Here is a 24,735-nt window from a genome sequence, read left to right as displayed (position 1 = left end):
CAGGGGGTAATGTGTCCATGGCGCAGCACGGAAAAGCACCCGAATCGGACCATCGATGTCCGGATTTACCGGAACCACCTCTCGACGCCCGATCAAGGGCAATCATCCAGACCTGCATCGATGAGCTGAGCTCACTTCTCCGGGGAAGCGACGACATCCCCGAGGCTCCTTTCCCGCTCACAGATCTCCAGCAGGCGTACTTCGTCGGCGAACAGGGAGTCGGCCACCTGGCCGCACCGGCGCTCTACATCCACGAGTACGGCTTCCCGGCGCACGCGGCCCCGGACCCGGCCCGGCTCGCCGATGCGCTGAACAGGATGCGACGTGTTCATCCCGTCCTCCGACTGCGCATCTCGGCCGACGGCACGCAATCCTTCGCATCCGTCGCCGACAGCGAGAAGAACGCCCCACCTGTGACGGTGTGCGATCTTTCCCACCTGAATCCGGCGGCCGCACGGGAAGAACTCGGCAGACTTCGGGATTCGATACCCGCGGATATCCCGGACCACGCGGCGGGGCAACCTTTCCTTTTACGTCTGGTGTACTTACCCGAGGGATCCGTACACCTTCAGACAGCCCTCCGTCTGACAGCATTCGACGGCGTCACGATCCAGCTCTTCTTCGCCGAACTCGAACAGTGTTACGCGAATCCCGAACACCAGCCGCAGGCAGAACTCCTGAGTTTCGAAGAGTTCGTCCGCGAACAGGATGAACGCCTCTCCTCCCCCGCGTACCGAAACGCCCTGCGCCACTGGGAAGAGCGCCTCGACTCCCTGCCCGCCGCCCCGGACCTGCCCCGCGCCGCCGGAGCCGACGTCTCCCGGGCCACCTCCGACGGCGACCCCGCGAGCCCCAGGCAGGCCCTGCACCGCAGCGGGCACCGGGTCGGCCCGGACGCCTGGAAGGGCTTCCAGCGCCACGCCGCCGAAGCGGGCCTGTCCCCCGGCGCCGCCCTGTTCGGGCTGTACGTCGAATGCCTGCTGCGATGGTCGGGCGACCGCGCCGGCAGCGTGACCGTCCTCGCCTCCCACCGGGCCGGCGGCAGCCCCGGGGCGGACCGTCTGTGGGGCTGCGGCAGCACCACGGTCCTCGTCGACTACACCCCGCGGGAAGGCTCGTTCGTCGAACGATGTCAGGCCTACCAGGAGCGCCTCTACACCGCGTTGGAGGCCCGTGACGTGTCCGGCGTCGAGGTCGGACGCATGCTGAACCAACGGCGCGGTGAGAGCGGCAACCCTGTCCCCTTCGTCTTCAGCAGCGGGCTCGACCTGGTGGACGGCATCACGGACGGTTTCCGCCTGGGTCTGCCGGGCGCCGCTCTCGTGTACAGCGCCATCAGCACCCCCGAGGTCCTCCTCGACCATCAGGTCTACGAACAGTCCGGGGACCTCGTCTGCAACTTCGACCACGACCCGACAGCCTTCCCGCCGGGGCTCGTCGACGACCTCGCGGCCTACCACCGGCAGCGACTGCTCGGCCTCGCCGCCGACCCCCGCGCCTGGACCCGCAACGAACCCGCCCCCCTCCCCGACGACCAGCTGAGCGACCGTCGGCGGGCCAACGACACGGCCGTCCCCGGCCTGGCGGGCGAACTGCACGAGGCAGCCATCGAGCGGTTGCGGCGGCGCCCCGACGCGCCCGCTGTGGCCGACGGCGACCATCTCCTCCGTCACGGCGAACTCGACCGGCTCTCCGGTCTCCTCGCCACCCGGCTGCGCGCCGCGGGCGTCGGACGCGACCCGGCCCGGCCCGATCTGGTCGCCGTGCGCGTGCCGAAGTCGTGGCAGCAGAGCGTGGCCGTCCTCGGCGTTCTCCGGGCCGGCGGCGCCTATCTGCCCATCGCTCCCAACTGGCCCGCCTCGCGCGTGGCGCAGGTGCTGCGGCAGAGCTGCACCGCCGCCGTGGTCGTGCCCGCCGACACCCCGCACGACGAACGCGCGACCCTCCCGACCGTCGCCGTGCCCGGCCTCGCCGAGCTCACGGAGGCGGACGCCGCGGCCGACGCGCCCGACGGGCTCGGCGGCGAGCTGAGCCGTACCGCCTACGTCATCTACACCTCCGGCTCGACAGGGACGCCCAAGGGCGCGGTCATCTCCCACGGAGCCGCCGCCAACACGCTGCGCGACCTGGTCGACCGGCTCGAACTGACGCCGCGGGACAAGGTGTTGGCGGTGTCCTCGCTCGCCTTCGACCTGTCGGTGTTCGATGTCTTCGGCGTCCTCGGAGCCGGCGGCTGTCTCGTCGTACCGCCCGAACGCGACGTGCCCGACCCGGAGAGCTGGGGCGAACTCTGCCGGAGCCACGGCGTCACGGTGTGGAACTCCGTTCCCGCGCTCCTCCAGGTCACCCTGGAGTACTTCGGGGCTCGGGCCGCCGAGGTGCTCGGCTCGCTGCGGCTGATCATGCTGAGCGGCGACTGGATTCCGCTGCCGCTGCTCGACCGCATCGCCGAGGCCTGCCCGTCGGCCCGGGTCATCGCGATGGGCGGCGCGACCGAGGCGTCCATCTGGTCCAACCACTTCTGGACCGAGCAGCAGCCGGACGGCTGGTCGAGCGTGCCGTACGGCTTTCCCCTCGCCAACCAGACCATGCACGTCCTCGACCGCCAGCTCGGCGACGTGCCGGTCTGGGTGCCCGGCGACCTCTACATCGGTGGCGCCGGCGTCGCCGAGGGCTACCACAACGAGCCCGAGCTGACGAAGGCCTCGTTCCTGACCGCCCCGGCGACCGGTGAGCGGCTCTACCGCACCGGGGACCGGGCCCGTTACCGGCCCGGCGGCATCCTGGAGTTCCTGGGCCGCGAGGACGACCAGGTGAAGATCGGCGGCCACCGGATCGAGCTGGGGGAGATCGAGACCAGGCTGGCCGCCCGGCCGGAGGTCGAGACGGCGGTCGCCCTGGTCGCCGGAGCACCGGATGAGCCCTGTCTGGCAGCGTTCGTCAGTCCGGCTCCCGGCGGGGACCCCGACCGTGCGGAACTGCGCGCGCATCTCGCCGCGGAGCTCCCGTCCTACATGGTCCCGTCCATGATCCAGGTCATGGACGCGGTGCCGCTCAGCTCCAACGGCAAGGTGGACCGCAAGGCGCTGCTCGGCCGACTCGACCCGGCGGCCGGCGCACCCGCCGGCACTTCTGGGGCGGGGGCCGCCCCGCGCACCGCCGAAGAGGCCCGGCTGCTCGAACTGTGGCGGGACCTGCTGGGCGCGGCGGTCCGCGGGGTCACGGACGACTTCTTCGCCCTGGGCGGCAACTCCCTGCTCGCGGTACGCCTGTTCCACCGGATCAAGGAGACCTTCGGCCGCACGCTGCCGCTGGCCGCGCTGATGCGTGGGCGCACCATCGCCGAGCAGGCCGCCCAACTGGGCGGCGGGCGTGAGGATGCGCAGCCGTCCGCGTCGTGCCTGGTGCCGATCAGGGACGCCGTGGCGCCTGACTCGCGGCGGCACCTGGTCCTGGTGCACCCGGTGGGCGGCGACGTGCTCTGCTACGAGTGGCTCGTGCGGGCTCTGGAGCAGCATCCGGTGGCCGCGGGCACCACGGTCCACGGGCTGCGTGCCGCCGGACTGTCGCCGGGCGAGCACCCGCCGCCCGACATGGCCGCCTTGGTGGCCTCCTACGGCGCGGCGTTGCTGGAAGCGGTCCCGGAGGGTGAGTTCCACCTGGTCGGCTGGTCCATGGGCGGCACGATCGCCGTGAGCCTGACCGACTGGCTGCGGCGGCGGGGCCGGGTGGTCGCCTCGGTCATGGCGATCGACTCGTTCACCGGTGCGCCCGAGGTGTCCCCCGTCTCCTTCCGGAACCGGGTGACGGGCTTCTTCTCGGACCTGGCGCAGGGAGCGGACGTGAGTACCCACGTGCCCGAACGCCTGACCGACCAGGGCGATCCGGCCGCGTGCCTGAGGTCCGTGCAGGACACCCTGGTGACCGCCGGTCTGCTCGCCGGACCGGTGGCCGACGAGGACCTGCTGCGGCTGTTCCAGGTCTACGCGGACAACTCCGCGCTGTTGGAGGCCCACGAACCGGGCAGAGCGCCCGGCGGGCTGTTCCTGCTGCGGGCCCGCAGCAGTGACGGCCGGGCCTTCCCCGGCCTCGTTCCCCTGGAGGAACGGCTCGCCGAAGCGGCGAAGCCCTGCTGGGTGGACGGGGACCACCACTCGGTCATGGCCCCGGAGGGGGCCGACCTGATCGCGAGGCTCGTCGCGGAACGGCTGACCGGTCATCGCCCGGACGAGGACCCGTACTTCCGTTCCGCCCTCTGGTGCTGAGCGCCGGCCGGCGCACTCCCGACGGGCCCTCCCTGGGCCGGCGGCGGTAGCCGCACGTCTTCACCGGGCTCACCGCCCGATCCGGTCGCGTTCATGATCCGCCGCGTCTTCTCACGGCCTGTGAAAGGGAACCGCATTGCACAGCACGCGCATCAGCACGTCCCGCCGCGCCGCACTCGGCCTTCTGCTCGCCGCCGGGATGTCCACGGTGGCGGCCCGCCCGGCCGCCGCCCGGGACACCGGTGTCGGCTCCGGCGCCGTCGACGACGAGGACACGGTGGTCCGCTGGTACGAGGCGACCAGCCGGGCGATCGCCGCGGCCGGCACCCCCCTCACCCCGGTGATCGATTCCGCCACCTGGGCCATCGCCTGGCTCGCGGCGGCCCGGGCGGTGCGCCGCTCGCCGTCCGAAGTGGCCCGCCGGGCGGCGGTCGCCACGGCCGTGCACGACGCCCTCGTGGCGAGGCTGCCCAGCCAGACCGCCGCCCTGGAGACGGAGCTCACCCGCTCGCTGGACGCCCTCCCGGCGGGCGCCGCCCGGCAGGCGGGCGTCGAAGCGGGGCGCGCCGAGGCGGCCAGGCTGCTCGCGGACCGCGCCGGGGACGGACTCGACGAGGCGTCGATCAACATCCCGTGGTCCCCACCGCCCCCGGCGGACGGCGTGTGGCGGCCGACTCCGCCCGCCCACGCCCCGGCCATCCAGGCCGGCCAGGGCCGCGCGCGCCCCTTCCTGCTCCGTGACGTCACCCGGTTCCGTCCGGGCCCGCCGCCCGCGGTGGGCTCCCGCACGTTCCTCGACGACCTCGCCGAGGTGCGGGCCGTCGGCTCCGCCGACAGCCACACGCGCACGGAGCAGCAGACGGTGACGGCGCGGATCTGGGCCCAGGGCACGCTCACCGCCTACACCCAGGTCCTGCGCCACGCGGTCGCCGACCTGACGCGGCCGCTGCACACCCGGGTCGCTCTGCTGGCCGTCTTCCACACCGCTTCGGTGGACACGCAGATCGTGTGCCAGGAGGCCAAGTACTTCTACGCGTACTGGCGCCCTGTCACCGCCCTGCACACCCGGGGCGAGACCGACTGGGCGCCGCTCATCCCGACCCCGCCGCATCCGGAGTACCCCAGCGGTCACGCATGCTTCGCGGGGGCCGCGGGAGCCGTGCTCACCACGGTGCTCGGCGCCCGGGCCCCTCAGCCGTTCACCCTCACCAACTCCTTCTTCCCGGGCCTGGTGAGCCGTGCCTACACCGACTGGCGGCAGCTCACCCAGGACACCGTCGACGCCCGGGTCTGGGCCGGAGTGCATTACCGCAACACCGACACCATCAGTGCCGCCCTCGGCCGGGAAGTGGCCGCCCACCACCTGGCCGACCTCCCCCACCTGTTCAGCTGACGAACGGAGAAGTCACACCATGACCACCACCGGCAAGCCCGAGATCTGGAACTCCAGCACCTTCGACTCGATGCGGCGCAAGCTCATCCCCTCCTTCGACCTCATCTACGCCAGTGGTGTGTACGCGGTGGTGCAGAGCGTGCCGAAGCAGGCCCGCATCCTCGACCTCGGCGCGGGCACGGGACTGCTCGGCGGCGCTCTCCTGGAGCAGTTGCCGGAGGCGGAACTGGTCCTGGTGGACCACTCCTCGGCCATGCTGCAGAAGGCCCGGGAACGGTTCGCAGACAACCCGCGCGTCAGCATCCAGGTCGCCGACATGAAGGACCCGCTGCCCGAGGGCCCGTTCGACGCCGTCGTCTCCGGACTGGCGATCCACCACCTCACCCACGCGGAGAAGGAGGACCTGTTCCGGCGCATCCACCAGGCCCTCACCCCGCGCGGCGTCTTCGTCAACGTCGAGCAGTTCTGCGGACCGAACGCCGCTGTCGACGTGATGTACGACCACCAGCACGAGGCGCACGTCCAGCGCGAGCAGTGCCCGCCGGACGAATGGGAGGCCGGCAAGGAGCGCATGAAGATCGACATCTGCGCCACGCTGGAGATGCAGATGGAGTGGCTGCGCAAGGTCGGCTTCAGCCACGTCGACTGCCTGGCGAAGGACTGGCGCTACGGCACTTACGCCGCGTGGATGTCCGCATGACGGACACCCTGGCCGGCCACGTCGGCGCGGTGCTGTGCCAGGCGGTGGCCGACAGCGCCGCGCGGCGCCCCGGCGACGTCGCGATCACCGATGTGGACGGCGGCGAGGTCCGCTACGGTGAGCTGCTCCCGCTCGTCGAGCGGCTCGCCGCCGGACTCCACGCCCACGGGGTGCGCCCGGGCGACACCGTCGCGTTCGCGCTGCCCAACAGCGCCCGCTACGTCGGCCTGATCCTCGCCGTGGCCCGGCTCGGGGCCCGCTACGTGCCGCTGATGAGCGACTTCACCCCCGAGGAGACGGCGCGCGCCCTGGAGCTGGCCCGGCCTGTGCTCCTGGTCGCCGACCGCGCCCACCACGCCCCGGCGGACGCCGTTCCCACGGTGCCGCTCGCCGCCGTGGCGGACGGGTCCACGCCGCCCGCGCCGCTGCCCGGCCGACCGCACGACGGGCTGTTCCGGCAGCTGTGGACCTCGGGGTCGACGGGCTTCCCCAAGATGATGGTGTGGCGGCAGGACAAGTTCGTCGCCGAGCGGCTGCGCTGGCTCGCGGACACCCGGCTGGGCGCCGGCGACGTCTTCTACTGCCGTCACCCGCTGGACGTCGCCCACGCCACCGACCTGCACGTCTTCGCCGCGCTGCTGAGCGGTGCGCGGCTGGTGCTGGCCGATCCGACCGCGTCGGCCGCGGCCCATCTGCGGCGGCTGAGCGACGAGCGGGCCACCGTGATGAGTGCGCTGCCGAGCCACTACGAGGCACTGATCCGCTCCGCGCAGGAGACGGGCGGGGCGGACCTGTCGGCGCTGCGCCGGCCGCTGTGCGGCGGCGCCTACCTCGGCCCCGCCGTCGTACGGGGCGCCGCGGAGGTGCTGGGCATCCGCATCCGGCAGATCTACGGATCCACCGAGTTCGGCATCGCGCTCGGCAACATGACGGACGAGGTGCAGACCTCGGGCGCCATGGTGCCGGTGCGGGGCGTGGGCGCGCGGATCGCGGCGCTGTCGGACCGCGCCCCGGACACCGGTGAGCTGGTGCTGCGCTCCGACTGCACCAGTGAGGGCTATCTGTTCGCGGACGAGGCCAACGCGCGCACCTTCCGGGGCGGCGAGTTCTGGACCGGGGACGTCGCGCAGGAGGTGCCGGGCGGGGGCTTGCGCATCATCGGCCGGGTGACCGAGGTGCTGTCCACTCCGGGCGGGCCCGTCCTGGCTCCCGTCCTGGACGCGGAGATCGCCGAGGAGTGCCCGGGCGCGGAGGCCGTGGTGCTGCCGGTGGATCCGGGCGAGTTCACCGACCGGGTCGTGGCCGTGGTGCGGTCCGTCGCGGACGGCACGGCCGACGACGTGGTCAAGCAGGTCACCGGTGTGCTGGCCGGTCGCGGTCTGTCCGCCACCGTCGAGGTCGTACCGGAGATACCGCGTACCCCCGTCGGCAAGATCGACAAGCCTCGGCTGCGGGCCCGCTTCGGGCTCAACGCCAACCGGACAGGAGGGTGAGACCGATGCTGAACCACGAGCGCCGAGGCAGCGGCCCGGCCGTCGTCCTGGTGCACGGCCTGGGCGCGACCAAGGACTTCTTCGCGCCGGTCGTGGCCGATCTCGCCCGTGACCACACCGTGGTGAGCGTGGACCTGCCCGGCCACGGCGGCTCTCCCGCAGGGGACACCGAGCCGACCCTGCGGCGGGCCGCGGCAGGGCTGGCGGAGGTCGTCGAGACATGCGGCCCCGACCAGGTCACCCTGGTCGGCTGGTCCCTCGGGGCGACCGTCGCCTGGACGTATCTGGAGGAGTTCGGCGACCGGCGGGTGCGGGCGCTGGTCTCCGTGGAGCAGACGCCCTGGCTGCTGGCCGGGGACGGCTGGGACCACGCCGCCTTCGGCACCCTCGACAGGGACGCGGCCGACGTCCTGCTGGAGACGGCCGGCCGGGACCCGGGCGCGGTCGCCGAGAACCTGGTCCGCGGATCGTTCGCGGCAGGCTCCACGCCGGACCCCGCCATGGTCGAGTCTCTGGTGGCGCAGGCCCGCCGCACATCGGCGGCGGCGATGCACGGGCTCCTCGCCGACGTGCTGAGCCAGGACTGGCGGGAGCGGGTGTCCGCCATCGACGTGCCGGTCCTGTGGGTGCACGGCGCCCGTAGCCAGGTCTATCCGCCCGAGGTCGGCGCGTGGCTCGCCAAGGCCGTTCCCGGGTCCCGTCTGGAGCTCCTCGATGACTCCGGACACCTGTGCTTCCTGGAACAGCCCGAACAGTTCTGCGGAGCCATCCGCGCGTTCCTGACACACGAGACGACGGAAAGGTGAGTGCCGCGTGACCACAGCAGCCCCCGAACAGCTGGCGCGTCGCCTGTGCTGGATCTATCCGGACCGCGGCACCGTACGCCAGCGGGCCGCCGAGGCCGCCGCCATCTGGACGACGTACACCGAGATCGCCGCCGACTGCGGCCTGCAGATGTCCCTGCACAAGGCCGAGGCGCTCGCCGTCGACTTCGCCGGCGCCGAGCCCCGTGTCTTCCTCGACGGCGAGCGGATCACACCGGAGAACACCATCCTCGTCACCTCGCTGTGGTCGCTGCCGCATCAGGTGCCCGAAGTGTGCAACCAGCTGTTCGCCTACTCCATCCTCGAACAGGCCGGTTTCTACCTGCCCATCCACCCGCACAAGTCGTACATCACCACCGACAAGATGGCGACCATGCTGTACCTGAGGGACTGCCCGGTGCCCCAGGTGCCCACCGTCCGCATCGGCGCCGGACGCGACGCCATCAGCAGGCACTACGAGCCGACGCTGGAGAACCTCGAGTACCCGCTGATGGTCAAGCCCGCCTACTGGGGCATGGGCATAGGCGTGTGCCTCGCGCGCAACGAGCACGAGCTGCGCGGGCTCATCGGCCTCGCGGGCGGCGCCGACACGGCGCTCGTCGTGCAGCCCTACCTGGGCGAGGGCGTCAACGACTTCCGGGTCTACGTGATCGACGGCAAGCCCCACACGGTGCTGCGCCGCATCCCGCAGGGAGCCTCGCTCACCGCCAACCTCGTCAACGGCGGCCGGCTGGAGTACCCGGAGGTGCCCGAGGAGCTGAAGAGCTCCATCGACTACATCGCCGACCGGCTCGACATGCCGTACTTCTGCGCCGACTTCCTCTGGGACGGCGAGCAGTTCTGGCTGTCGGAGGTGGAACCCGACGGAGCCTGCGGCTACGCCCCGAACGATGAAGTGGCCAAAATCCAACGGCAGGTCATCGAGGGGCGTTTCCGCGCCTACACGGCGGCGCACGCCCGGTGGATCGCCGCCCGCCGGGAGGCCGCCGTATGACCGCCACCCTGGGTGACCTGCCCTGGGAGGACGTCCTCGCCCAGGCGCGCCGGCTGGAGACGCGCGGCGGTGCCAAGGTGCCGCCGGACGCCGCCCGTCTGTCCGACCTGCCGGTCACGGGTCCCGCCGAGATCCTCTCCGTCACCCGGGAGGCCGCGGTCGGCCCGGGCGCGCTGCTGATGTCCAGCGGCGGCACCACCGGCAAGCCGAAGCTCACCTATGTGCCCTACCACCAGGCGGTGGACCGGTTGCTGGAGCAGTGGCGGCCGCTGACACCGGAAAGCGTCATGCTCAACCTGTTCAACCCGGGCAGGCTGTGGGCGTCCCACTACTACATGCAGACGCTGGGCGAACGATCTCACTGCACCGTCGTCCCCTCCGGCCCGTTCGCGCCCGAGGACGTCGCCGGTTGGCTGCCGATGTTCCGGGACATCGGCCTCGACGCGCTGGCCGGCACGCCCACCGCGCTGGCGGACTTCGCCGAGGGCGTGCTCGCGGCCGGGGAGCCCCTGCCGATCAGGACCGTCATCTGGATGGCCGAGCCCTGGACCGACGCCAAGCACCAGACCGTCGCGAAGGCGTTCCCCGACGCGGGTTACTGGGCCAACTACGGCTCGGTGGAGACGTACATCATCGGCACCAACACTCCCGAGTGCGAGCTCCAGACGCTGCACCTCATGCCCGACCAGATGCTGGAGCTGGAGGAGGCCGGGGCCCTGCTCACCAGGCGCGGCGCCGGCTGGACCATGCCGGCCGTCCGCTACCGGCTCGGCGACCGGCTGGCCGCCGCCGAGTGCCGGTGCGGCCGCCCCGACGCACTGCGCGTCCTCGGCCGGGCGGACGACGCGGTGAGCCTGCGCAGCGCCCTGTTCAGCGTCGGCGAAGTACTCGCCCACGCGCGGGAGTTGGCCGGGGTGGACGAGGCCCAGCTGGTGCTGACCCGGGCCACCGACTCCCTCAAGGCGGCCACCGCGCTCACCTTGGAGTACACCGGCGACGCGGACGCCGAGGCCGTACGAGCCCATCTGACCTCCGAGTTCTACCACTTGGCCGCGGTGCACGCGCGTTTCCCCGGCGCCATCACCGCCCGCCGGACGGGCAGACTGAGCCGGGTTGAGCGCACCAACAAGGTGCCACCGGCTGTGTGGAGGGAAGAATGACATCGGTCCAGCAGAAGGCCGAGAGCCGACGGGGATGGCGGACGAACCCCTGGACGAGCCTGATCGTGCTCGCTCTGGGCTTCTTCCTGACGATGCTCGACGTGTCGATCGTCAACATCGCCATCCCCGACATCCGGGAGGACTTATCCGCCTCGCTCCCCGACGTCCTGTGGGCGGTCAACGCCTACGTGCTGGTGGTGGCGGTGCTGCTCATCACCGCCGGGCGCCTCGGTGATCTGTACGGTCCTCGTCGGCTCTTCCTCCTGGGCATCGTCGTCTTCACCGTGTTCAGCCTGGTCTGCGGCCTGGCGGACAGCATCGGCGTGCTGATCGCCGCCCGGGCCCTGCAGGGTCTCGGCGCGGCTCTGCTGCTGCCGCAGACGATGGCGATGATCGTGAGTCTGTTCCCGGCCGAGCGGCGCGGTCTCGCGCTCGGCGTGTGGGGGGCCGTCGGCGGCGTCGCCGCCGTCGTCGGCCCCTCCCTGGGCGGGGTGCTGGTCACCTCGCTCGGCTGGCAGTGGATCTTCTACGTGAACGTCCCGGTGGGCGCGGCGGCCGTGGTGCTGACCTTGCTGGCCGTGCCCGACCTGCGCTTCGACCGCCGGCACCGGCTGGACCTGGGCGGGATCTCCCTCGCCTCGGCCGGGCTGTTCTGTCTGACCTTCCCCCTGATGGAGGGTGAGCGCTTCGACTGGGCGCCGTGGGTGCTGGTGATGCTGGCGGCGTCGGTCGTCCTGGGCGCCGCTTTCCTGTTGCACGAGCGGCGCAGGCAGAACGCCGAGCCGCTGGTCCCGTTCCCGCTGTTCCGCGACCGGAACTTCTCGGCGATGCTGGTGGTGGCCGCTTCCGTGGCCTTCGGGATCATCGCGCTGATGCTGCTGCTGACCCTGTTCTTCCAGTCCGTGCTGGACTTCTCCGCCCTGCGGGCGGGCCTGGCTCTGGCGCCGCCGGCGCTGATCTCGACGGCGCTCGCACCCTTCGCCGGGCGGTTCACCGACCGCTTCGACGCGAGGACGATCCTGCTGGCCGGTCTGGTGCTCACCGCCGTCGGCATGATCTGGACGACTGCGGTCATGGACCCTGCCGCCTCCTGGAGCACGTTCCTCGCCCCCATGGTCGTGATCGGGCTGGGCAACGGCCTGCTCATCGCCCCCATGGCCGCGGTGGCCATGCGGGAGATGCCGCCGCAGCTGGCCGGCGCCGCCTCCGGCGTGCTGGGCACGATGCGCCAGCTCGGTCCGGTCCTCGCGGTGACCCTCGTCGGCCTGCTGATCGAACAGCGCGTGCCGGACGGGGAGGCCACGACGTCGGGTGAGTACGCCGACGTCCTGCGGCTCGGCATGGCCCTGCCCATCAGCGCCATCGTCATCGGGGCCCTCGTCTGCGGCCCCGGAGCCCTCCGGGCGGCCCGGCGGCCGCCCACCGACAGCGGCGCTCGGTAACCGGACGGGTACGGCCCGCCGGTTCGCCGCCCGCCCGTGAGCTGATCGCATCCGGTATAGGGAGAACCGCTCATGAGCAAAGCAACCTTCGCAGTGGACGCGCTCCGGCAGCAACCCACGTCCCTGCCCTACGGGCGCTACCGGCCGGCCCCCGCGGTGGACCTCGCCGAACGCACCTGGCCGCAGCGGCGCATCACCAAGGCGCCGCGCTGGCTCTCCACCGACCTGAGGGACGGCAACCAGGCCCTGCCGGTCCCCATGGACCTCGACCGCAAGACCCGCCTGTTCCGGCTCCTCGTGCGACTGGGCTACAAGGAGATCGAGGTCGGCTTCCCGGCCGCCAGCGAGACGGAGTTCGCTTTCGTCCGCAGTCTCGTCGAGAACGACGAGATACCGGACGACGTCCTGATCCAGGCGATCGTGCCGGCCCGCGAGGACCTGATCCGACGTACCTTCGACGCACTGGAAGGCGCCCCACAGGCCATCGCCCACCTGTACACGTCGACCTCGCCGACGCAACGCCGTGTCGTCTTCGGGCTGGACCGAGCCGGTCTGACGAAGCTCGCCGTGGACCACGCCCGGCTCTGCCGCGACCTGGCCGACCGCCGTCCGGGCCGCATCGGCTTTCAGTTCTCGCCCGAGTCGTTCTCGCAGACGGAGCCGGAATTCGCGCTCGAGGTCTGCGAGGCCGTGATGGACGTGTGGGAGCCGGAGGAGGGACGGGAGATCATCCTCAACCTGCCGTCCACGGTGGAATGCTCGACGCCCAACGTCTTCGCCGACCAGGTCGAGTGGATGAGCCGGAACCTCTCCCGGCGTGAACACGTGTGCCTGTCCCTGCACCCCCACAACGACCGCGGGACCGGCGTCGCCGCGGCGGAACTGGGCATCCTCGCGGGCGCCGACCGCATCGAGGGCTGCCTGTTCGGCAATGGCGAGCGAACGGGCAACGTCTGCCTGGTGATCCTCGGCCTGAACCTGATGACGCAGGGCGTGGACCCGCAGGTCGACCTCTCCGACCTCGACACGATCCGCGAGATCTCCGAAGAGTGCACGCGCATGCGGGTGCACGAGCGCTACCCGTATGCGGGCGAGCTGGTCCACACCTCGTTCTCCGGCTCGCACCAGGACGCCATCAACAAGGGGCTGAAGGCCTTGGAGCGCGGCGCAGCCGAAGAGGGGGTCCCCCTCTCGGAGTTCGCCTGGGACGTGCCCTACCTGCCCGTGGACCCCAAGGACATCGGCCGCTCCTACCGGGCGATCGTCCGGGTCAACAGCCAGTCCGGGAAGGGCGGTGTGGACTACCTGTTGAACTCCGTGTACGGCATGCGGCTGCCGCGCGGCCTGCAGGCCGAGGTCTCCCGGATGGTCCAGTCGCTGTCCGACGGGGAGGGCCGCGAGGTGTCCCCGGAGGAACTGTGGTCGCTGTTCACCGGGGAGTTCCTGCCCTCTGCGGCGCGCGTCGCGCTGCTGCGCCACGAGACGTCGACGGGCCCGGCCGAACAGACCACGCTGAAGGCGGAGATCACCCTCGACGGGGAGTCCCGGACCGTGTGCGGTTCCGGCCCCGACCCGCTGAGCGCCTTCACGGACGCGCTCGCGGGCGAGGGACGGCGGCTGGAGGTGCTGGAGCACACGACCCAGCCGGTCACTCTCGACGGCCAGGACGGCACCCTCGCCTACATCAGGTGCGCCGCGGGCGGGGCCGGGCACTGGGGCTGCGGTTTCGGCCCGGACGGGACCACGGCCACGCTGAGGGCCGTGTGCACCGCCCTGCACCGCAGCGAAGGCGTGTGACCGCGCCGCGCGGTCAGCGCGCGACCGGGACCGGCGCAGGCCGGCCCGGGAGCGCCGTGGAACGGATCAGGGCCTGTCTGACAAATCCCCGTCGTCCGCCCGAAGGGCGGGCTCTGCGGCGTCCGGTGCGTGCGATCGCAAGACGCCGGGGCGCCCGGGTGGCGGAGTCACGTGGGCGGTTCGGCAACGCGGCGAGCGTGCGTACCGGACGCCGCAGAGCAGGCGGGGATTTGTCAGACAGGCCCTAGGGCCCCCGGCCGAGGCCGGGGCGCCCTGATCCGCGTACGGGACCGCTACGCCGTCTTCTGTTCCCCCGAGCCCCGCCCGCGGGCGTCGCGGGGGATGAGGGTGGGGTTGACGTTGGAGTGGACGACGTCGGCGGTGATGACGACGCGGGCGACGTCCTTGCGGGAGGGCACCTCGTACATCACCGACATCAGCACCTCCTCCATGATGGCGCGCAGGCCGCGCGCGCCGGTCTGGCGGAGGATGGCCTGGTCGGCGATGGCCTCGAGGGCCTCGCGCTCGAAGTCCAGCTCCACGCCGTCGAGTTCGAAGAGGCGCTGGTACTGCTTCACCAGCGCGTTGCGCGGCTCGATGAGGATCTGGAGCAGGGCCTCGCGGTCAAGGTTGTGCACCGAGGTGATGACGGGGAGGCGGCCGATGAACTCGGGGATCATGCCGAACTTGACCAGGTCCTCGGGCATGACGTCCTCGAACTGGTCCTTGGCCTCCAGCTCCCGCTTGGAGCGGATCGTCGCGCCGAAGCCGATGCCCTTGGCGCCGGCCCGAGTCTCGATGATCTTCTCCAGGCCCGCGAAGGCGCCGCCCACGATGAACAGGACGTTCGTCGTGTCGATCTGGATGAACTCCTGGTGCGGGTGCTTGCGGCCGCCCTGCGGCGGCACCGATGCCGTGGTGCCCTCCAGGATCTTCAGCAGGGCCTGCTGGACGCCCTCGCCCGACACGTCACGCGTGATGGAGGGGTTCTCGCTCTTGCGCGCGACCTTGTCGATCTCGTCGATGTAGATGATCCCGGTCTCGGCCTTCTTGACGTCGTAGTCGGCGGCCTGGATCAGCTTCAGCAGGATGTTCTCGACGTCCTCGCCGACATATCCCGCCTCGGTGAGCGCGGTGGCGTCGGCGATCGCGAACGGGACGTTCAGCATGCGCGCGAGGGTCTGCGCGAGCAGGGTCTTGCCGGAGCCCGTGGGGCCCAGGAGGAGGATGTTGGACTTCGCCAACTCGATGGCGTCGTCACGGCCTTGGGCGCCGCCGTTCTCGCCGGCCTGGACCCGCTTGTAGTGGTTGTACACCGCGACGGAGAGGGCTTTCTTCGCGGGCTCCTGGCCGACGACGTACCCCTCCAGGAACTCGTAGATCTCGCGGGGCTTGGGGAGCTCCTCCCAGCGCACCTCGCTCGTCTCGGCGAGTTCCTCCTCGATGATCTCGTTGCAGAGATCGATGCACTCGTCGCAGATGTACACACCGGGCCCTGCGATGAGCTTCTTGACCTGCTTCTGGCTCTTGCCGCAGAACGAGCACTTGAGCAGATCGCCGCCGTCACCGATGCGTGCCACGGTGTGCTTCCCCTTCGCCTGGGAGACGCCTGGACGCTAAGAGTCCAGCGGCTCCTGGTGCTGCCTTATGTCCGACGGTACCTTGCCGGGCCCCCCGTTCGGGCCCCCCTTGGCACGGTTCACTGCGACCCACCGCACGTGGACCGTGTCACACACCGCGCCAAGGGGCGGCGGACGTTACCACGCCCGCGTCAGCGTACTTCGCTGTTGTTCATCTTCCGGGTGGAGATGATCTGGTCGACCAGGCCGTACTCCAGCGCCTCCTCGGCCGTGAGGATCTTGTCGCGCTCGATGTCCTCGCGGATCTTCTCGAGCGGCTGGTTGGAGTGCTTGGCCAGCATGTTCTCCAGCTGGTCGCGCATCCGGGTGAACTCCTTGGCGATGATCTCCAGGTCGGAGAGCTGCCCGCGGCCTGTGGAGCCGGCCGGCTGGTGGATCAGCACGCGGGAGTTCGGCAGGGCCATGCGCTTGCCCGGCGTACCGGCGGCGAGCAGGATCGCCGCGGCGGAGGCCGCCTGGCCCATGCAGACCGTCTGGATGTCCGGCTTCACGAACTGCATCGTGTCGTAGATGGCCGTGAGGGCGGTCATGTCGCCGCCGGGGCTGTTGATGTAGACCGAGATGTCCCGGTCGGGGTCCATCGACTCCAGGCACAGCAGCTGCGCCATGACGTCGTTGGCGGAGGCGTCGTCGATCTGGACGCCGAGGAAGATCACGCGCTCCTCGAAGAGCTTCGCGTACGGGTCGTACTCGCGGATGCCCTGGGAGGTGCGCTCGACGAAGCGCGGGACCACGTAGCGGCTGTCGGGCCGGGGCCCTTCGTACTGGCCGCTGGCGGCGCCGGGGAAGTTGCTCATGTGCGTGTTCACCATCCTGGTGCGTTTCGGGCTGAAGTCTCGGCGGTGCGTGGCGAGGCCGGGGCGGTCAGGCTCCGGTGCCGCCGCCTCCCGGAACACCGGAGGCATGCGTGATGATCTCGTCGATGAGGCCGTAGTCCTTGGCCTCCTGCGGGGTGAACCAGCGGTCGCGGTCACCGTCGCGGATGATCGCCTCGACCGTCTGGCCCGAGTGCTGGGCGGTCAGCTCGGACATGCGCTTCTTGGTCCGCAGCAGGTACTCGGCCTGGATCTTGATGTCCGAGACGGTGCCGCCGAGGCCCGCGGAGCCCTGGTGCATCATGATGTCGGCGTGGGGCAGCGCGAAGCGCTTGCCGGCCGCGCCGCCGGTCAGCAGGAACTGACCCATCGACGCGGCCATGCCCATGGCGATGGTGACCACGTCGTTCGGGATGTACTGCATCGTGTCGTAGATCGCCATGCCTGCCGTCACCGAGCCGCCGGGGCTGTTGATGTACAGGTAGACGTCCTTGGTCGGATCCGCGGCCAGGAGCAGCAGCTGTGCGGTGATCTTGTTGGCGATGTCGTCGTCGACCTGCTGTCCGAGGAAGATGATTCGCTCGTTGAGCAGCCGGTTGTAGACCTGGTCACCGAGGCCGCCACCGAAGGAAGGCTCGCTGGCGGCGGAGGGCATCAGATTCGTCACGTATCCACCTGCTCGTCTTTACGACGGCGCCGGGCCGTCTCACGTGTTCTGCCGGGGCGTGGGGCCGTCCGGCGGTTCGGCGACTCCCCTGCCCTCGTATTCATGGACCCTAACGCGCGGGTCCCTTCGGGGAATCCCGGAGAGGTGAGTGTTCGCCGGGGGCGTAGAGCTCCGCCGGAGGGGCGGTGCGGATCGTCGGGGGCCCTTCGGTGGTGTTCGGGCCGCGGGAGCGACCGCGGCCCGGCGCGCCCGCGCGGCGGAGCCGCACAGCGGGCCGGCCGGGCCGCTGGGGCGCTGCCCCGGCGTACGGCGAAGGGGCCCCGGAGCTTGATCGCCCCAGGGCCCCTTTCGACCGCCTCAGCGGTGACGCTCGGCGACTCAGGCCTCGGTCTTGTCCTCGGAGGTCTCCGCCTCGGCGGAAGCGGTCTCCTCGGTCTCCTCGTCCTCGTCGTCGAGGTCGATGACCTCGCCGTTGGTGTCCTTCACCGTGGCGGACTCGACGACCAGCGCCAGGGCCTTGCCGCGGGCGACCTCGCCGACGAGGAGGGGCACCTGGCCACCCTCGACGACGGCCTGGGCGAACTGGTCGGGCGACATGCCGGAGGAGGCGGCACGGCGCATGAGGTGCTCGGTGAGCTCCTCCTGGTTGACGTTGAGCTTCTCCCGCTTGACCAGCTCGTCCAGGACGAACTGGGTCTTGATGCCCTTGACCGCGGCCTCGCGGGTCTCGGTCTCGAACTCCTCGGCGGTCTTGCCCTGGATCTCCAGGTACTTCGCCAGGTCGAGGCCCATCTGGCCGAGCTGGTGGTGCTCCAGGTTGTGCTTGCGGGTGTTGACCTCGTCCTCGAGCAGCTTCTCGGGGACGGGCACCTCGACGAGCTCCAGGAGCTTCTCCAGGACGCGCTCCTGGGCCTGGGTGGCCTGGTCGAACTGCTTCATGTCGGCGAGGCGCTTGCGGCTGTCGGCCTTCATCTCGTCGAGCGTGTCGAACTCGGACGCGAGCTGCGCGAAGTCGTCGTCCAGCTCGGGCAGTTCACGCGCGGCGACCTGGGTGACCTTGACGGTGACCTCGGCCTCCTTGCCGGCCGCGGAGCCGCCCTTGAGCTCGGAGGTGAAGGTGGTCTCGCCACCGGCCTCCAGGCCCTTGACGGCCTCGTCGATGCCGTCGAGGAGCTCGCCGGAGCCGATGGTGTAGGAGACGCCGCTCGCGACGCCGTCCTCCAGCACCTCGCCGTCGACCTTGGCCTCGAGGTCGACGGTGACGACGTCGCCGTCCTCGGCGGCCCGCTCCACCGGGGAGGTGGAGGCGAAGCGCTCACGGAGCTGCTCGACGGACTTCTCGACGTCCTCGTCGGTCACCTCGACGGCGTCGACCTCGACCTCGATGGAGGAGAAGTCCTCCGGGAGGTCCAGGGAGGGGCGGATGTCGACCTCGGCGGTGAAGTTCAGCGTCTCGCCGTCCTTCAGCTCCGTGATGTCGACCTCCGGCTGGCCGAGAACGTCGATCTCGGCCTCGTTGACCGCCTCGGTGTAGAACTTCGGAAGCGCGTCGTTGACGGCCTCCTCCAGGACCGCACCGCGGCCGAACCGCTGGTCGATGACGCGCGCAGGGATCTTGCCCTTGCGGAAGCCCTTCACCGTGACCTGCTGGTTGATCTTCTTGTACGCCGCGTCGAGGCTGTCCTTGAGCTCCTCGAAGGGCACCTCGACAGTGAGCCGAACCCGGGTCGGGTTCAGGGTCTCCACGGCGCTCTTCACGGTTCGGTCTCCTTGTGGCTGACTTCTTGGGTTTCGCCGGAGCCAGACAGGTCCGGCGATTCGCCGCCCGGGATTCTCAGGCCGAGTGGGCTCGGGACACACGGGCGCGCAGTTTGCATAGTAGCCGCAGCCGGGGGACCGCCCAAAAGACGATCAACGGCCAGGCGTACGGCGGGATCGCGCAGGCGGTTCGCGCAGGTGGTCGGGGTGGCGGGATTTGAACCCACGGCCTTCCGCTCCCAAAGCGGACGCGCTACCAAGCTGCGCCACACCCCGTCTGGTGCGACACGTAGGGTACATGCCCGCGGCCCGCCCGACCGCCGCCTTCGCCGAGCCGCCGGACGAGCGGTGACGCGCCCCGAGGACCACGGTGTGCGACAAGACGGCCGGACCCGCTACGATGCCTGCAGTGCCGCGGCCTGGACCGCGGCGCGTCCTGCGCGGGCGTAGCTCAATGGTAGAGCCCTAGTCTTCCAAACTAGCTACGCGGGTTCGATTCCCGTCGCCCGCTCTGTACGACTCAGGGCCAGGCCGGAGGATCTTTCCTCCGGCCTGGCCCTGATCAGTTCCAGGGGCGCCGGGCAGCCCGCCGTGCCCCTCTCGTGCCCCTCCCGCGGCCCTTCCGCCGCCCCGACGAACACCCGGGGCCGCGCGCCTCAGAAGCTGATCTGGTTGATCGTCTCCGCCAGGGAGTTGAGGAAGCGGTTGATCGAGGGGGCCATGCCGGTCGAGGCGAGGAAGAAGCCGAAGAGGATCGCCACGACGGCGGGGCCCGGCTTGATGGAGCCGCCCCGGATCAGGACGACCAGGACGATCGCCAACAGCAGCACCACTGACAGTGAGATGGCCACAACTGATCACGCACCCTCGGTCGGTTCCGCACTGCCGGCCCGGGGTCGCGACCCCGCGTACCCCGCAGAGACCATCGTGCCACCAACAGGGCCCTTATATGCGGCCCGTGACGCATCCTCGACACCGGCCGTCCGTCACGTACCGCGGGCGAGGCCGCCGGAAAAGGCGCCGCACCGTAATTCGAGGGCTCGTTCCCGCGATTCGTTCACAACTGCTGCGTAATTGATTCGAATTGTGAGGGAGGCGGATGGCCACGGGCGCACAACCGGCGGTATGTACTTTTTAGTCTGGATGATTCATGACATTCGGGGCGGCCTGTGACCCACAAGACAACAATGGGAGCGTCGAGTTCGGCGAATTCGCGGGTAGCCGGGCGCGGATAAGGAGAAGCGCACTCACGCGTTTCACGTATCGCCGCGGACAACGCTAGGGTGCCTCAGATGTTCCACGCCGCTTCGTCTCTCGTGCCGAGCCCGCGCTCTTCCCCGAGCGAGAAAGATCAGCGCCGGGAGTCCCCCGACAGACGGCCCGAGCAGCGTGACGCGTTCTTCGACAACGCCAAGTACCTGGCGATCGTGCTGGTCGCGGTCGCTCACTCCTGGGAGCCGCTCAAGGGCGGCGACCGGCCGCTCCAGGCGGCGTATCTCGTCGTGTACGCGTTCCACATGCCGGCCTTCATCGTCATCTCCGGCTACTTCTCCCGTCGTTTCGACGCGAGCCCGAACCGGCTGAAGCGGCTGGTCACCGGCGTCGCCGTGCCATACGTCGTGTTCCAGGCCGGCTACACCCTCTTCGCGCGTTACGCCGGCGGCGACCCCGGCCAGGAGCTCAATCTCCTCGACCCGTACTACCTGACCTGGTTCCTGTGCGCGCTGTTCGTCTGGCGGCTGACCACCCCCGTGTGGAACCTGCTCCGCCGTCCGCTGCCGGTCGCGCTCGCCGTCGCCATGCTGGCGTCCCTCTCCCCCGCCATCGGCGACGACCTCGACCTCCAGCGCCTGCTGCAGTTCCTGCCGTTCTTCGTGCTGGGGCTGTGCCTGAGGCCCGAGCACTTCCAGCTGGTGCGCCGCCGTTCGGCGCGGATCGCTGCGGTGCCGCTGTTCGCCCTCGCGCTGGCCTTCGCCTACTGGGCGGTGCCGCGGATGGACCACGCCTGGTTCTACCACCGTGACTCCGCGCAGGAGATGGGCGCGCCCTGGTGGACCGGCCCGGTCATGCAACTCGCCATGTTCGGCTGCTCGTTGCTGCTGACCGCCTGCTTCCTCGCGCTGGTTCCGGGTCGCACGACCTGGTTCACCCCGCTCGGCGCGGGCACCCTGTACGGCTATCTGCTGCACGGCTTCCTGCTCAAGAGCGCGATCTACACCGGGCTGTTCGAGCCGGCCTGGCTGCACGGCCCGCTCGGCGTGATCGCCGTCAGCCTGACCGTGGGCGCCGCCGTCACCCTGCTGTGCACCGAGCCCGTCCGGCGGGTGTTCCGGTGCGTGGTGGAGCCGAAGATGGAGTGGGCGTTCCGCCGGGACGCCGGCCGTGAGGCCCGCGAGCGGGAGCAGGAGCGGGACCGCGAACGTCTCCGCGCCGGAGAGCAGCGGCGCGAGAGCGTCTCGGCCTAGAGGCTGTCCTTAGGGCGTCCCGGCGCCGTCGGTGAGGCCGAGCAGCGCGCGCATGTGCGCGTACTTCTCGGTCAGCCGGGACCTGGTCGGGGCGTCCAGGACGGCCAGCCGGGCCGGGTCCGCGTTGTGCGCCAGGTCGGCCTCCTTCACCAGCAGCGCGCCCGGGGTGGCGAGGACGCGCCCCGCGTACGCCTCGGGCGTCTCCCCGGCCCGCTTGGTGACGGCCAGCACGACCGCCTTCGTACGGTCGCTCAGCGCGGCCTCGCGCAGCCAGGTCTCGGTCAGGGCGTCGTCCTCGACGGCGTCGTGCAGCCAGGCGGCGGCGATCTGGTCGGAGTCCCCGCCCCGGTCCCGTACGCCCTCGGCCACCGCCTGGAGATGCTCGGCGTAGGGGCGGCCCGCCTTGTCGGTCTGTCCCTCGTGCGCGGCGCGGGCGAGCGCCTCCACCTCGGTCAGCGTGAGCATGCGGGGCCTCTCCCTCGTGTCGGCTGGGGCGTGTTTCGAACGTAGCGTCGTCCGCCCGGAGGGCGGGCTCGCGGCGCGATGGGGGCGCCTCCCGCACGCACCTCCCACGCCCTGGAGGCAGTGGGGGAAGGACTTTCCACACGCGCCCTAGCGGCCCTGGAAGAGCGGCGGCGTCTGGGCCGTGGGGCCCTCGCGGCAGATCAGGAGCAGGGCGCGGTCGTCGTTGACGTCTTTGGCGACGGCCTCGATCAGATGCCAGGCGGCGCCCTGGAAGCCGCCGGCGACATAGCGGTCGGCCTCGCCGGTGAGGCGGTCGATGCCCTCGACGATGTCCCGGTCGGAGGTCTCCACCAGACCGTCCGTGAAGAGCATCAGCACGTCGCCGGGGCGCAGGGCGCCCTTCACCGGGTCGAACTGGGCGCCCTCGTACACGCCGAGCAGCGGGCCCTCGGCCGCCTTCTCCTCCCAGCGGCCGCTGCCCGCGCTGAGCTGGAGGCCCGGCGGATGCCCGGCCGAGTACAGCTCGTAGTCGCCGGAGTCGAGGTCCAGGACGAGGTGGATGGAGGTGGCGAAGCCCTCGTCCCAGTCCTGGCGCAGGAGGTAGCCGTTGGCGGCGGGCAGGAAGGCGTGCGGGGGCAGCGAGCCGAGCAGGCCGCCGAAGGCGCCGGACAGCAGCAGGGCGCGAGAGCCGGCGTCCATGCCCTTGCCGGAGACGTCCGTGAGGACGACCTCCATGGTGCGGCCGCCGTTGGTGCGGGCGGCGACGACGAAGTCGCCCGAGAACGACTGGCCGCCGGCGGGCCGCAGCGCCATCTCGCGGTGCCAGCCCTGCGGCAGCGTCGGCAACTTGCTCTGTACGCGGATGCGTTCACGCAGGTCGAACAGCATCGTGCCGCCGCGCCGCCACGGCACGCCGACCCGGCTGCGGAACTGGGCGATGAGCAGCCCGAAGAGACCGCAGGCCGCGACGACGAGCACGACGCCCGGGGTGACCCGGGAGGGGCCCTCGGTGTACGGGCCGAGTTGCACCGACTCCACGATGAGTGCCGTGGCGGCCGCCGCGTACAGGCCCAACAGGCTCGCCGGGCGCAGCAGGAGGCCGCCCGCGACGATCGGCAGCACGAGCGCGGCCGGCGAGCACCACACGGAGTTGGCGAGAGTGGTGGCGGCGATCAGGGGGACGGTGAGCAGCAGTCCGGCCAGCGCGATCCAGTCCGAGCCGTCGCCGCGGAAGTAGTCGACGGCGCTCCGGCGCACGCCGGTGCGGACCCGGTGCACCAGGTGCTTCAACCGGGCCGTCGACGTCTCGGCTTCCGCGCGCCGCTGTAGTCCTGCCGCCATTAGTTCGGGACCCTATCCATCCGACCCGCCGCTTGGCACGGGAGGTCCCACTTGTCCCCCGTCCGAGCTTCGACTTCACAGTGAACGGCACGGAAAGCGATTCCGCCGCGAGGAGGGAGAAATTCCCTGGCTCGTCCCGCATTGCGCTGGTAGGCATGATTCATGACGACTGAGGCGACGGGGCGTGCGGCCCTTCCGGCCGCAGCCCTCACGGTGCTGCGGCAGGATGGCTGGGACGAATGGTACGACAATCTGGTCCGCGCCTTCGGTGGCGTCGACGAACCCGGCGAGGAGCGTGAGTTGTGGAGAGCGCTCACTCCCCACCAGCGTTCCCTGGCCGCCTGGGACGGCGACCTGTTGGTGGGGACCGCGGGGGCGTTCGACTTCCGCTTGACGGTGCCCGGCGGGGCCTCGGTGCCGGCCGCGGGCGTGACGATGGTCTCCGTGGCGGCCACGCACCGGCGGCGCGGCGTCCTCACCTCGATGATGCGGCGCCAGCTCGACGACATACGCGCGTGGGGCGATCCGTTGGCCGTCCTCACCGCCTCCGAGCCCGCGATCTACGGCCGGTTCGGGTACGGCGCGGCGACCTCGTCCCTCCACGCCGAGATCGACACGAGCCGGGTGCGGCTGTCCGTCCCGCCCGGCGCCGATGACGTACGCCTGCGCTACGCCGATCCCCTGAGCAGCCTGGACGTGTGCGAGGCGCTGTACGCGCGCACGGTGCCGCTGCGGCCGGGGATGCTGGCGCGGCGGCCCGGGTGGGAGCGGCTGGGGGTGCTCGACCCGGAGAGCGCGCGGGGCGGCGCGTCGGCGCTGCAGTGCGTGCTCGCCGAACGGGACGGCGAGATCACCGGGTACGCCCGGTTCCGGGTGAGTCCGCGGTGGACGGACGCCGGACACAACGGACAGGTGACGCTGCAGGATCTGGTCGCGGCGGACCCCGAGTCGGGCGCGGCGCTGTGGCGGTTCCTGTTCGGGATCGACCTGACCACCTCGCTGAAGGTGCGGGGCCGGCCCGTGGACGAGAGCTGGCAGCACCTCGTCTCGGACATCCGCCGGTGCGACCTGCGGGTGCGGGACTCGCTGTACGTGCGGCCGGTCGACGTCGGAGCCGCGCTCGAGGCGCGGACGTATCCGGCCCCGGTGGACGTGGTGTTGGAGGTCGAGGACGCCTTCTGCCCATGGAACACGGGGCGTTGGCGGCTGGCAGGCGACGCGAAGGGGGCGAGCTGTGAGCGGACGACGGACGCGGCTGATCTCGCCCTTTCCGTACGGGAGTTGGGGGCGGTGTATCTCGGCGGCGTGAGCCTGGGATCGCTGGGCGCGGCCGGCCGGGTGCGGGAGCTGCGCCCGGGGGCGCTTCAGGAGGCGTCGGTGGCGTTCGGCGGCTGGGCGGCGCCCTGGCTGCCGCACGGCTTCTAGGGCGTGTTTCGAAAGTAGCGTCGTCCGCCCGGAGGGCGGGGCTCGCGGCGGCGATGGGGGCACCTCCCGCGCGAGTTCGGTTCGAGCGTGG

18 protein-coding genes and 2 tRNA genes are annotated in these 24,735 nt (G+C 71.1%); 12 read left to right on the top strand and 8 right to left on the bottom strand.

Annotated features, from left to right (window positions below; translation table 11 throughout):
* The first annotated feature begins 17 nt into the window (after positions 1–17).
* From ACIRS4_RS30360 to leuA, 9 genes are all read left to right on the top strand, one after another.
* The gene (locus ACIRS4_RS30360) at positions 18–4,265 is read left to right on the top strand and encodes an amino acid adenylation domain-containing protein (RefSeq protein WP_404202098.1); all 4,248 of its coding nucleotides are present in this window, start codon (positions 18–20) and stop codon (positions 4,263–4,265) included.
* A gap of 136 nt (positions 4,266–4,401) precedes the next feature.
* Positions 4,402–5,658: a vanadium-dependent haloperoxidase gene (locus ACIRS4_RS30355; RefSeq protein WP_404202096.1), complete on the top strand. Its 1,257-nt coding sequence runs from the start codon at positions 4,402–4,404 to the stop codon at positions 5,656–5,658.
* A 19-nt stretch (positions 5,659–5,677) separates the two neighbouring features.
* Positions 5,678–6,358 carry a class I SAM-dependent methyltransferase gene (locus ACIRS4_RS30350; protein WP_404202094.1) on the top strand — a complete coding sequence of 227 codons (681 nt, stop codon included), beginning with the start codon at positions 5,678–5,680 and terminating at the stop codon, positions 6,356–6,358.
* Entirely contained in the window at positions 6,355–7,851 is a 1,497-nt protein-coding gene (locus ACIRS4_RS30345) for a class I adenylate-forming enzyme family protein (protein ID WP_404202092.1), read from the top strand. Before ACIRS4_RS30350 ends, ACIRS4_RS30345 begins: the two co-directional genes overlap by 4 nt.
* 5 nt (positions 7,852–7,856) lie before the next feature.
* On the top strand, positions 7,857–8,657 hold the full coding sequence (locus tag ACIRS4_RS30340) for an alpha/beta fold hydrolase (RefSeq protein WP_404202090.1): 801 nt from the start codon (positions 7,857–7,859) through the stop codon (positions 8,655–8,657).
* A gap of 7 nt (positions 8,658–8,664) precedes the next feature.
* On the top strand, positions 8,665–9,669 hold the full coding sequence (locus ACIRS4_RS30335; RefSeq protein ID WP_404202088.1) for a RimK family alpha-L-glutamate ligase: 1,005 nt from the start codon (positions 8,665–8,667) through the stop codon (positions 9,667–9,669).
* On the top strand, positions 9,666–10,829 hold the full coding sequence (locus ACIRS4_RS30330) for an AMP-binding protein (protein ID WP_404202086.1): 1,164 nt from the start codon (positions 9,666–9,668) through the stop codon (positions 10,827–10,829). The genes ACIRS4_RS30335 and ACIRS4_RS30330 overlap by 4 nt, the downstream gene beginning before the upstream one ends.
* Positions 10,826–12,271 (top strand): DHA2 family efflux MFS transporter permease subunit, encoded by a 1,446-nt coding sequence (locus ACIRS4_RS30325; RefSeq protein WP_404202084.1) that lies wholly within the window; start codon positions 10,826–10,828, stop codon positions 12,269–12,271. The genes ACIRS4_RS30330 and ACIRS4_RS30325 overlap by 4 nt, the downstream gene beginning before the upstream one ends.
* Positions 12,272–12,343: 72 nt before the next feature.
* Positions 12,344–14,068, top strand: a complete 1,725-nt coding sequence (leuA, locus tag ACIRS4_RS30320; RefSeq protein ID WP_404202082.1) for a 2-isopropylmalate synthase — start codon at positions 12,344–12,346, stop codon at positions 14,066–14,068.
* 293 nt (positions 14,069–14,361) lie between these two features.
* Here leuA and clpX read toward each other — a convergent pair whose 3' ends face one another.
* The 5 genes from clpX to ACIRS4_RS30295 all read right to left on the bottom strand — a co-directional run bounded on the left by clpX (position 14,362) and on the right by ACIRS4_RS30295 (position 19,224).
* On the bottom strand, positions 14,362–15,648 hold the full coding sequence (clpX, locus tag ACIRS4_RS30315) for an ATP-dependent Clp protease ATP-binding subunit ClpX (protein WP_404202080.1): 1,287 nt from the start codon (positions 15,646–15,648) through the stop codon (positions 14,362–14,364).
* A 191-nt stretch (positions 15,649–15,839) separates the two neighbouring features.
* Entirely contained in the window at positions 15,840–16,505 is a 666-nt protein-coding gene (locus ACIRS4_RS30310; protein WP_358794277.1) for an ATP-dependent Clp protease proteolytic subunit, read from the bottom strand.
* Between the two features lie 67 nt (positions 16,506–16,572).
* On the bottom strand, positions 16,573–17,178 hold the full coding sequence (locus ACIRS4_RS30305; protein WP_351091287.1) for an ATP-dependent Clp protease proteolytic subunit: 606 nt from the start codon (positions 17,176–17,178) through the stop codon (positions 16,573–16,575).
* 390 nt (positions 17,179–17,568) lie between these two features.
* Positions 17,569–18,948 carry a trigger factor gene (gene tig, locus ACIRS4_RS30300; RefSeq protein WP_404202078.1) on the bottom strand — a complete coding sequence of 460 codons (1,380 nt, stop codon included), beginning with the start codon at positions 18,946–18,948 and terminating at the stop codon, positions 17,569–17,571.
* A gap of 199 nt (positions 18,949–19,147) precedes the next feature.
* Positions 19,148–19,224 (bottom strand) — tRNA-Pro (locus ACIRS4_RS30295).
* Between the two features lie 164 nt (positions 19,225–19,388).
* Here ACIRS4_RS30295 and ACIRS4_RS30290 point away from each other — a divergent pair.
* Positions 19,389–19,459 (top strand) — tRNA-Gly (locus tag ACIRS4_RS30290).
* Between the two features lie 145 nt (positions 19,460–19,604).
* Here the strand turns inward: ACIRS4_RS30290 and ACIRS4_RS30285 are convergent.
* A complete protein-coding gene (locus ACIRS4_RS30285) occupies positions 19,605–19,799 on the bottom strand; it encodes a hypothetical protein (protein WP_404202076.1) in 195 nt (64 codons plus the stop codon).
* Positions 19,800–20,240: 441 nt separating this feature from the next.
* Here ACIRS4_RS30285 and ACIRS4_RS30280 point away from each other — a divergent pair, with 441 nt between their 5' ends.
* Entirely contained in the window at positions 20,241–21,413 is a 1,173-nt protein-coding gene (locus ACIRS4_RS30280) for an acyltransferase family protein (protein ID WP_404202074.1), read from the top strand.
* Between the two features lie 9 nt (positions 21,414–21,422).
* Here the strand turns inward: ACIRS4_RS30280 and ACIRS4_RS30275 are convergent, their stop codons facing one another.
* Together ACIRS4_RS30275 and ACIRS4_RS30270 are read right to left on the bottom strand one after the other, a co-directional pair.
* Complete coding sequence (locus ACIRS4_RS30275; RefSeq protein WP_404202072.1) at positions 21,423–21,878, bottom strand: HD domain-containing protein; 456 nt, start codon at positions 21,876–21,878, stop codon at positions 21,423–21,425.
* A 147-nt stretch (positions 21,879–22,025) separates the two neighbouring features.
* Positions 22,026–23,219 (bottom strand): PP2C family protein-serine/threonine phosphatase, encoded by a 1,194-nt coding sequence (locus ACIRS4_RS30270; protein WP_404202070.1) that lies wholly within the window; start codon positions 23,217–23,219, stop codon positions 22,026–22,028.
* A gap of 162 nt (positions 23,220–23,381) precedes the next feature.
* Between ACIRS4_RS30270 and ACIRS4_RS30265 the strand changes: the two genes are divergently transcribed.
* Positions 23,382–24,644 (top strand): GNAT family N-acetyltransferase, encoded by a 1,263-nt coding sequence (locus ACIRS4_RS30265; protein ID WP_404202068.1) that lies wholly within the window; start codon positions 23,382–23,384, stop codon positions 24,642–24,644.
* Positions 24,645–24,735 lie beyond the last annotated feature (91 nt).

It is taken from the genome of Streptomyces sp. NPDC101166 (assembly GCF_044768125.1).
GTDB lineage: Bacteria > Actinomycetota > Actinomycetes > Streptomycetales > Streptomycetaceae > Streptomyces.
Note: the sequence above shows the minus strand (reverse complement) of the source record. Positions and strands in the feature narration are given on the sequence as shown.

What these genes read in the sequence shown, in the direction of transcription:
- ACIRS4_RS30360 (WP_404202098.1), top strand. Translation starts at nt 18, where the DNA reads ATGGCGCAGCACGGAAAAGCACCCGAATCGGACCATCGATGTCCGGAT.
- ACIRS4_RS30350 (WP_404202094.1), top strand. Translation starts at nt 5,678, where the DNA reads ATGACCACCACCGGCAAGCCCGAGATCTGGAACTCCAGCACCTTCGAC.
- ACIRS4_RS30345 (WP_404202092.1), top strand. Translation starts at nt 6,355, where the DNA reads ATGACGGACACCCTGGCCGGCCACGTCGGCGCGGTGCTGTGCCAGGCG.
- ACIRS4_RS30340 (WP_404202090.1), top strand. Translation starts at nt 7,857, where the DNA reads ATGCTGAACCACGAGCGCCGAGGCAGCGGCCCGGCCGTCGTCCTGGTG.
- ACIRS4_RS30330 (WP_404202086.1), top strand. Translation starts at nt 9,666, where the DNA reads ATGACCGCCACCCTGGGTGACCTGCCCTGGGAGGACGTCCTCGCCCAG.
- ACIRS4_RS30325 (WP_404202084.1), top strand. Translation starts at nt 10,826, where the DNA reads ATGACATCGGTCCAGCAGAAGGCCGAGAGCCGACGGGGATGGCGGACG.
- leuA (WP_404202082.1), top strand. Translation starts at nt 12,344, where the DNA reads ATGAGCAAAGCAACCTTCGCAGTGGACGCGCTCCGGCAGCAACCCACG.
- ACIRS4_RS30310 (WP_358794277.1), bottom strand. Translation starts at nt 16,505, where the DNA reads ATGAGCAACTTCCCCGGCGCCGCCAGCGGCCAGTACGAAGGGCCCCGG.
- ACIRS4_RS30305 (WP_351091287.1), bottom strand. Translation starts at nt 17,178, where the DNA reads ATGCCCTCCGCCGCCAGCGAGCCTTCCTTCGGTGGCGGCCTCGGTGAC.
- ACIRS4_RS30280 (WP_404202074.1), top strand. Translation starts at nt 20,241, where the DNA reads ATGTTCCACGCCGCTTCGTCTCTCGTGCCGAGCCCGCGCTCTTCCCCG.
- ACIRS4_RS30275 (WP_404202072.1), bottom strand. Translation starts at nt 21,878, where the DNA reads ATGCTCACGCTGACCGAGGTGGAGGCGCTCGCCCGCGCCGCGCACGAG.
- ACIRS4_RS30270 (WP_404202070.1), bottom strand. Translation starts at nt 23,219, where the DNA reads ATGGCGGCAGGACTACAGCGGCGCGCGGAAGCCGAGACGTCGACGGCC.
- ACIRS4_RS30265 (WP_404202068.1), top strand. Translation starts at nt 23,382, where the DNA reads ATGACGACTGAGGCGACGGGGCGTGCGGCCCTTCCGGCCGCAGCCCTC.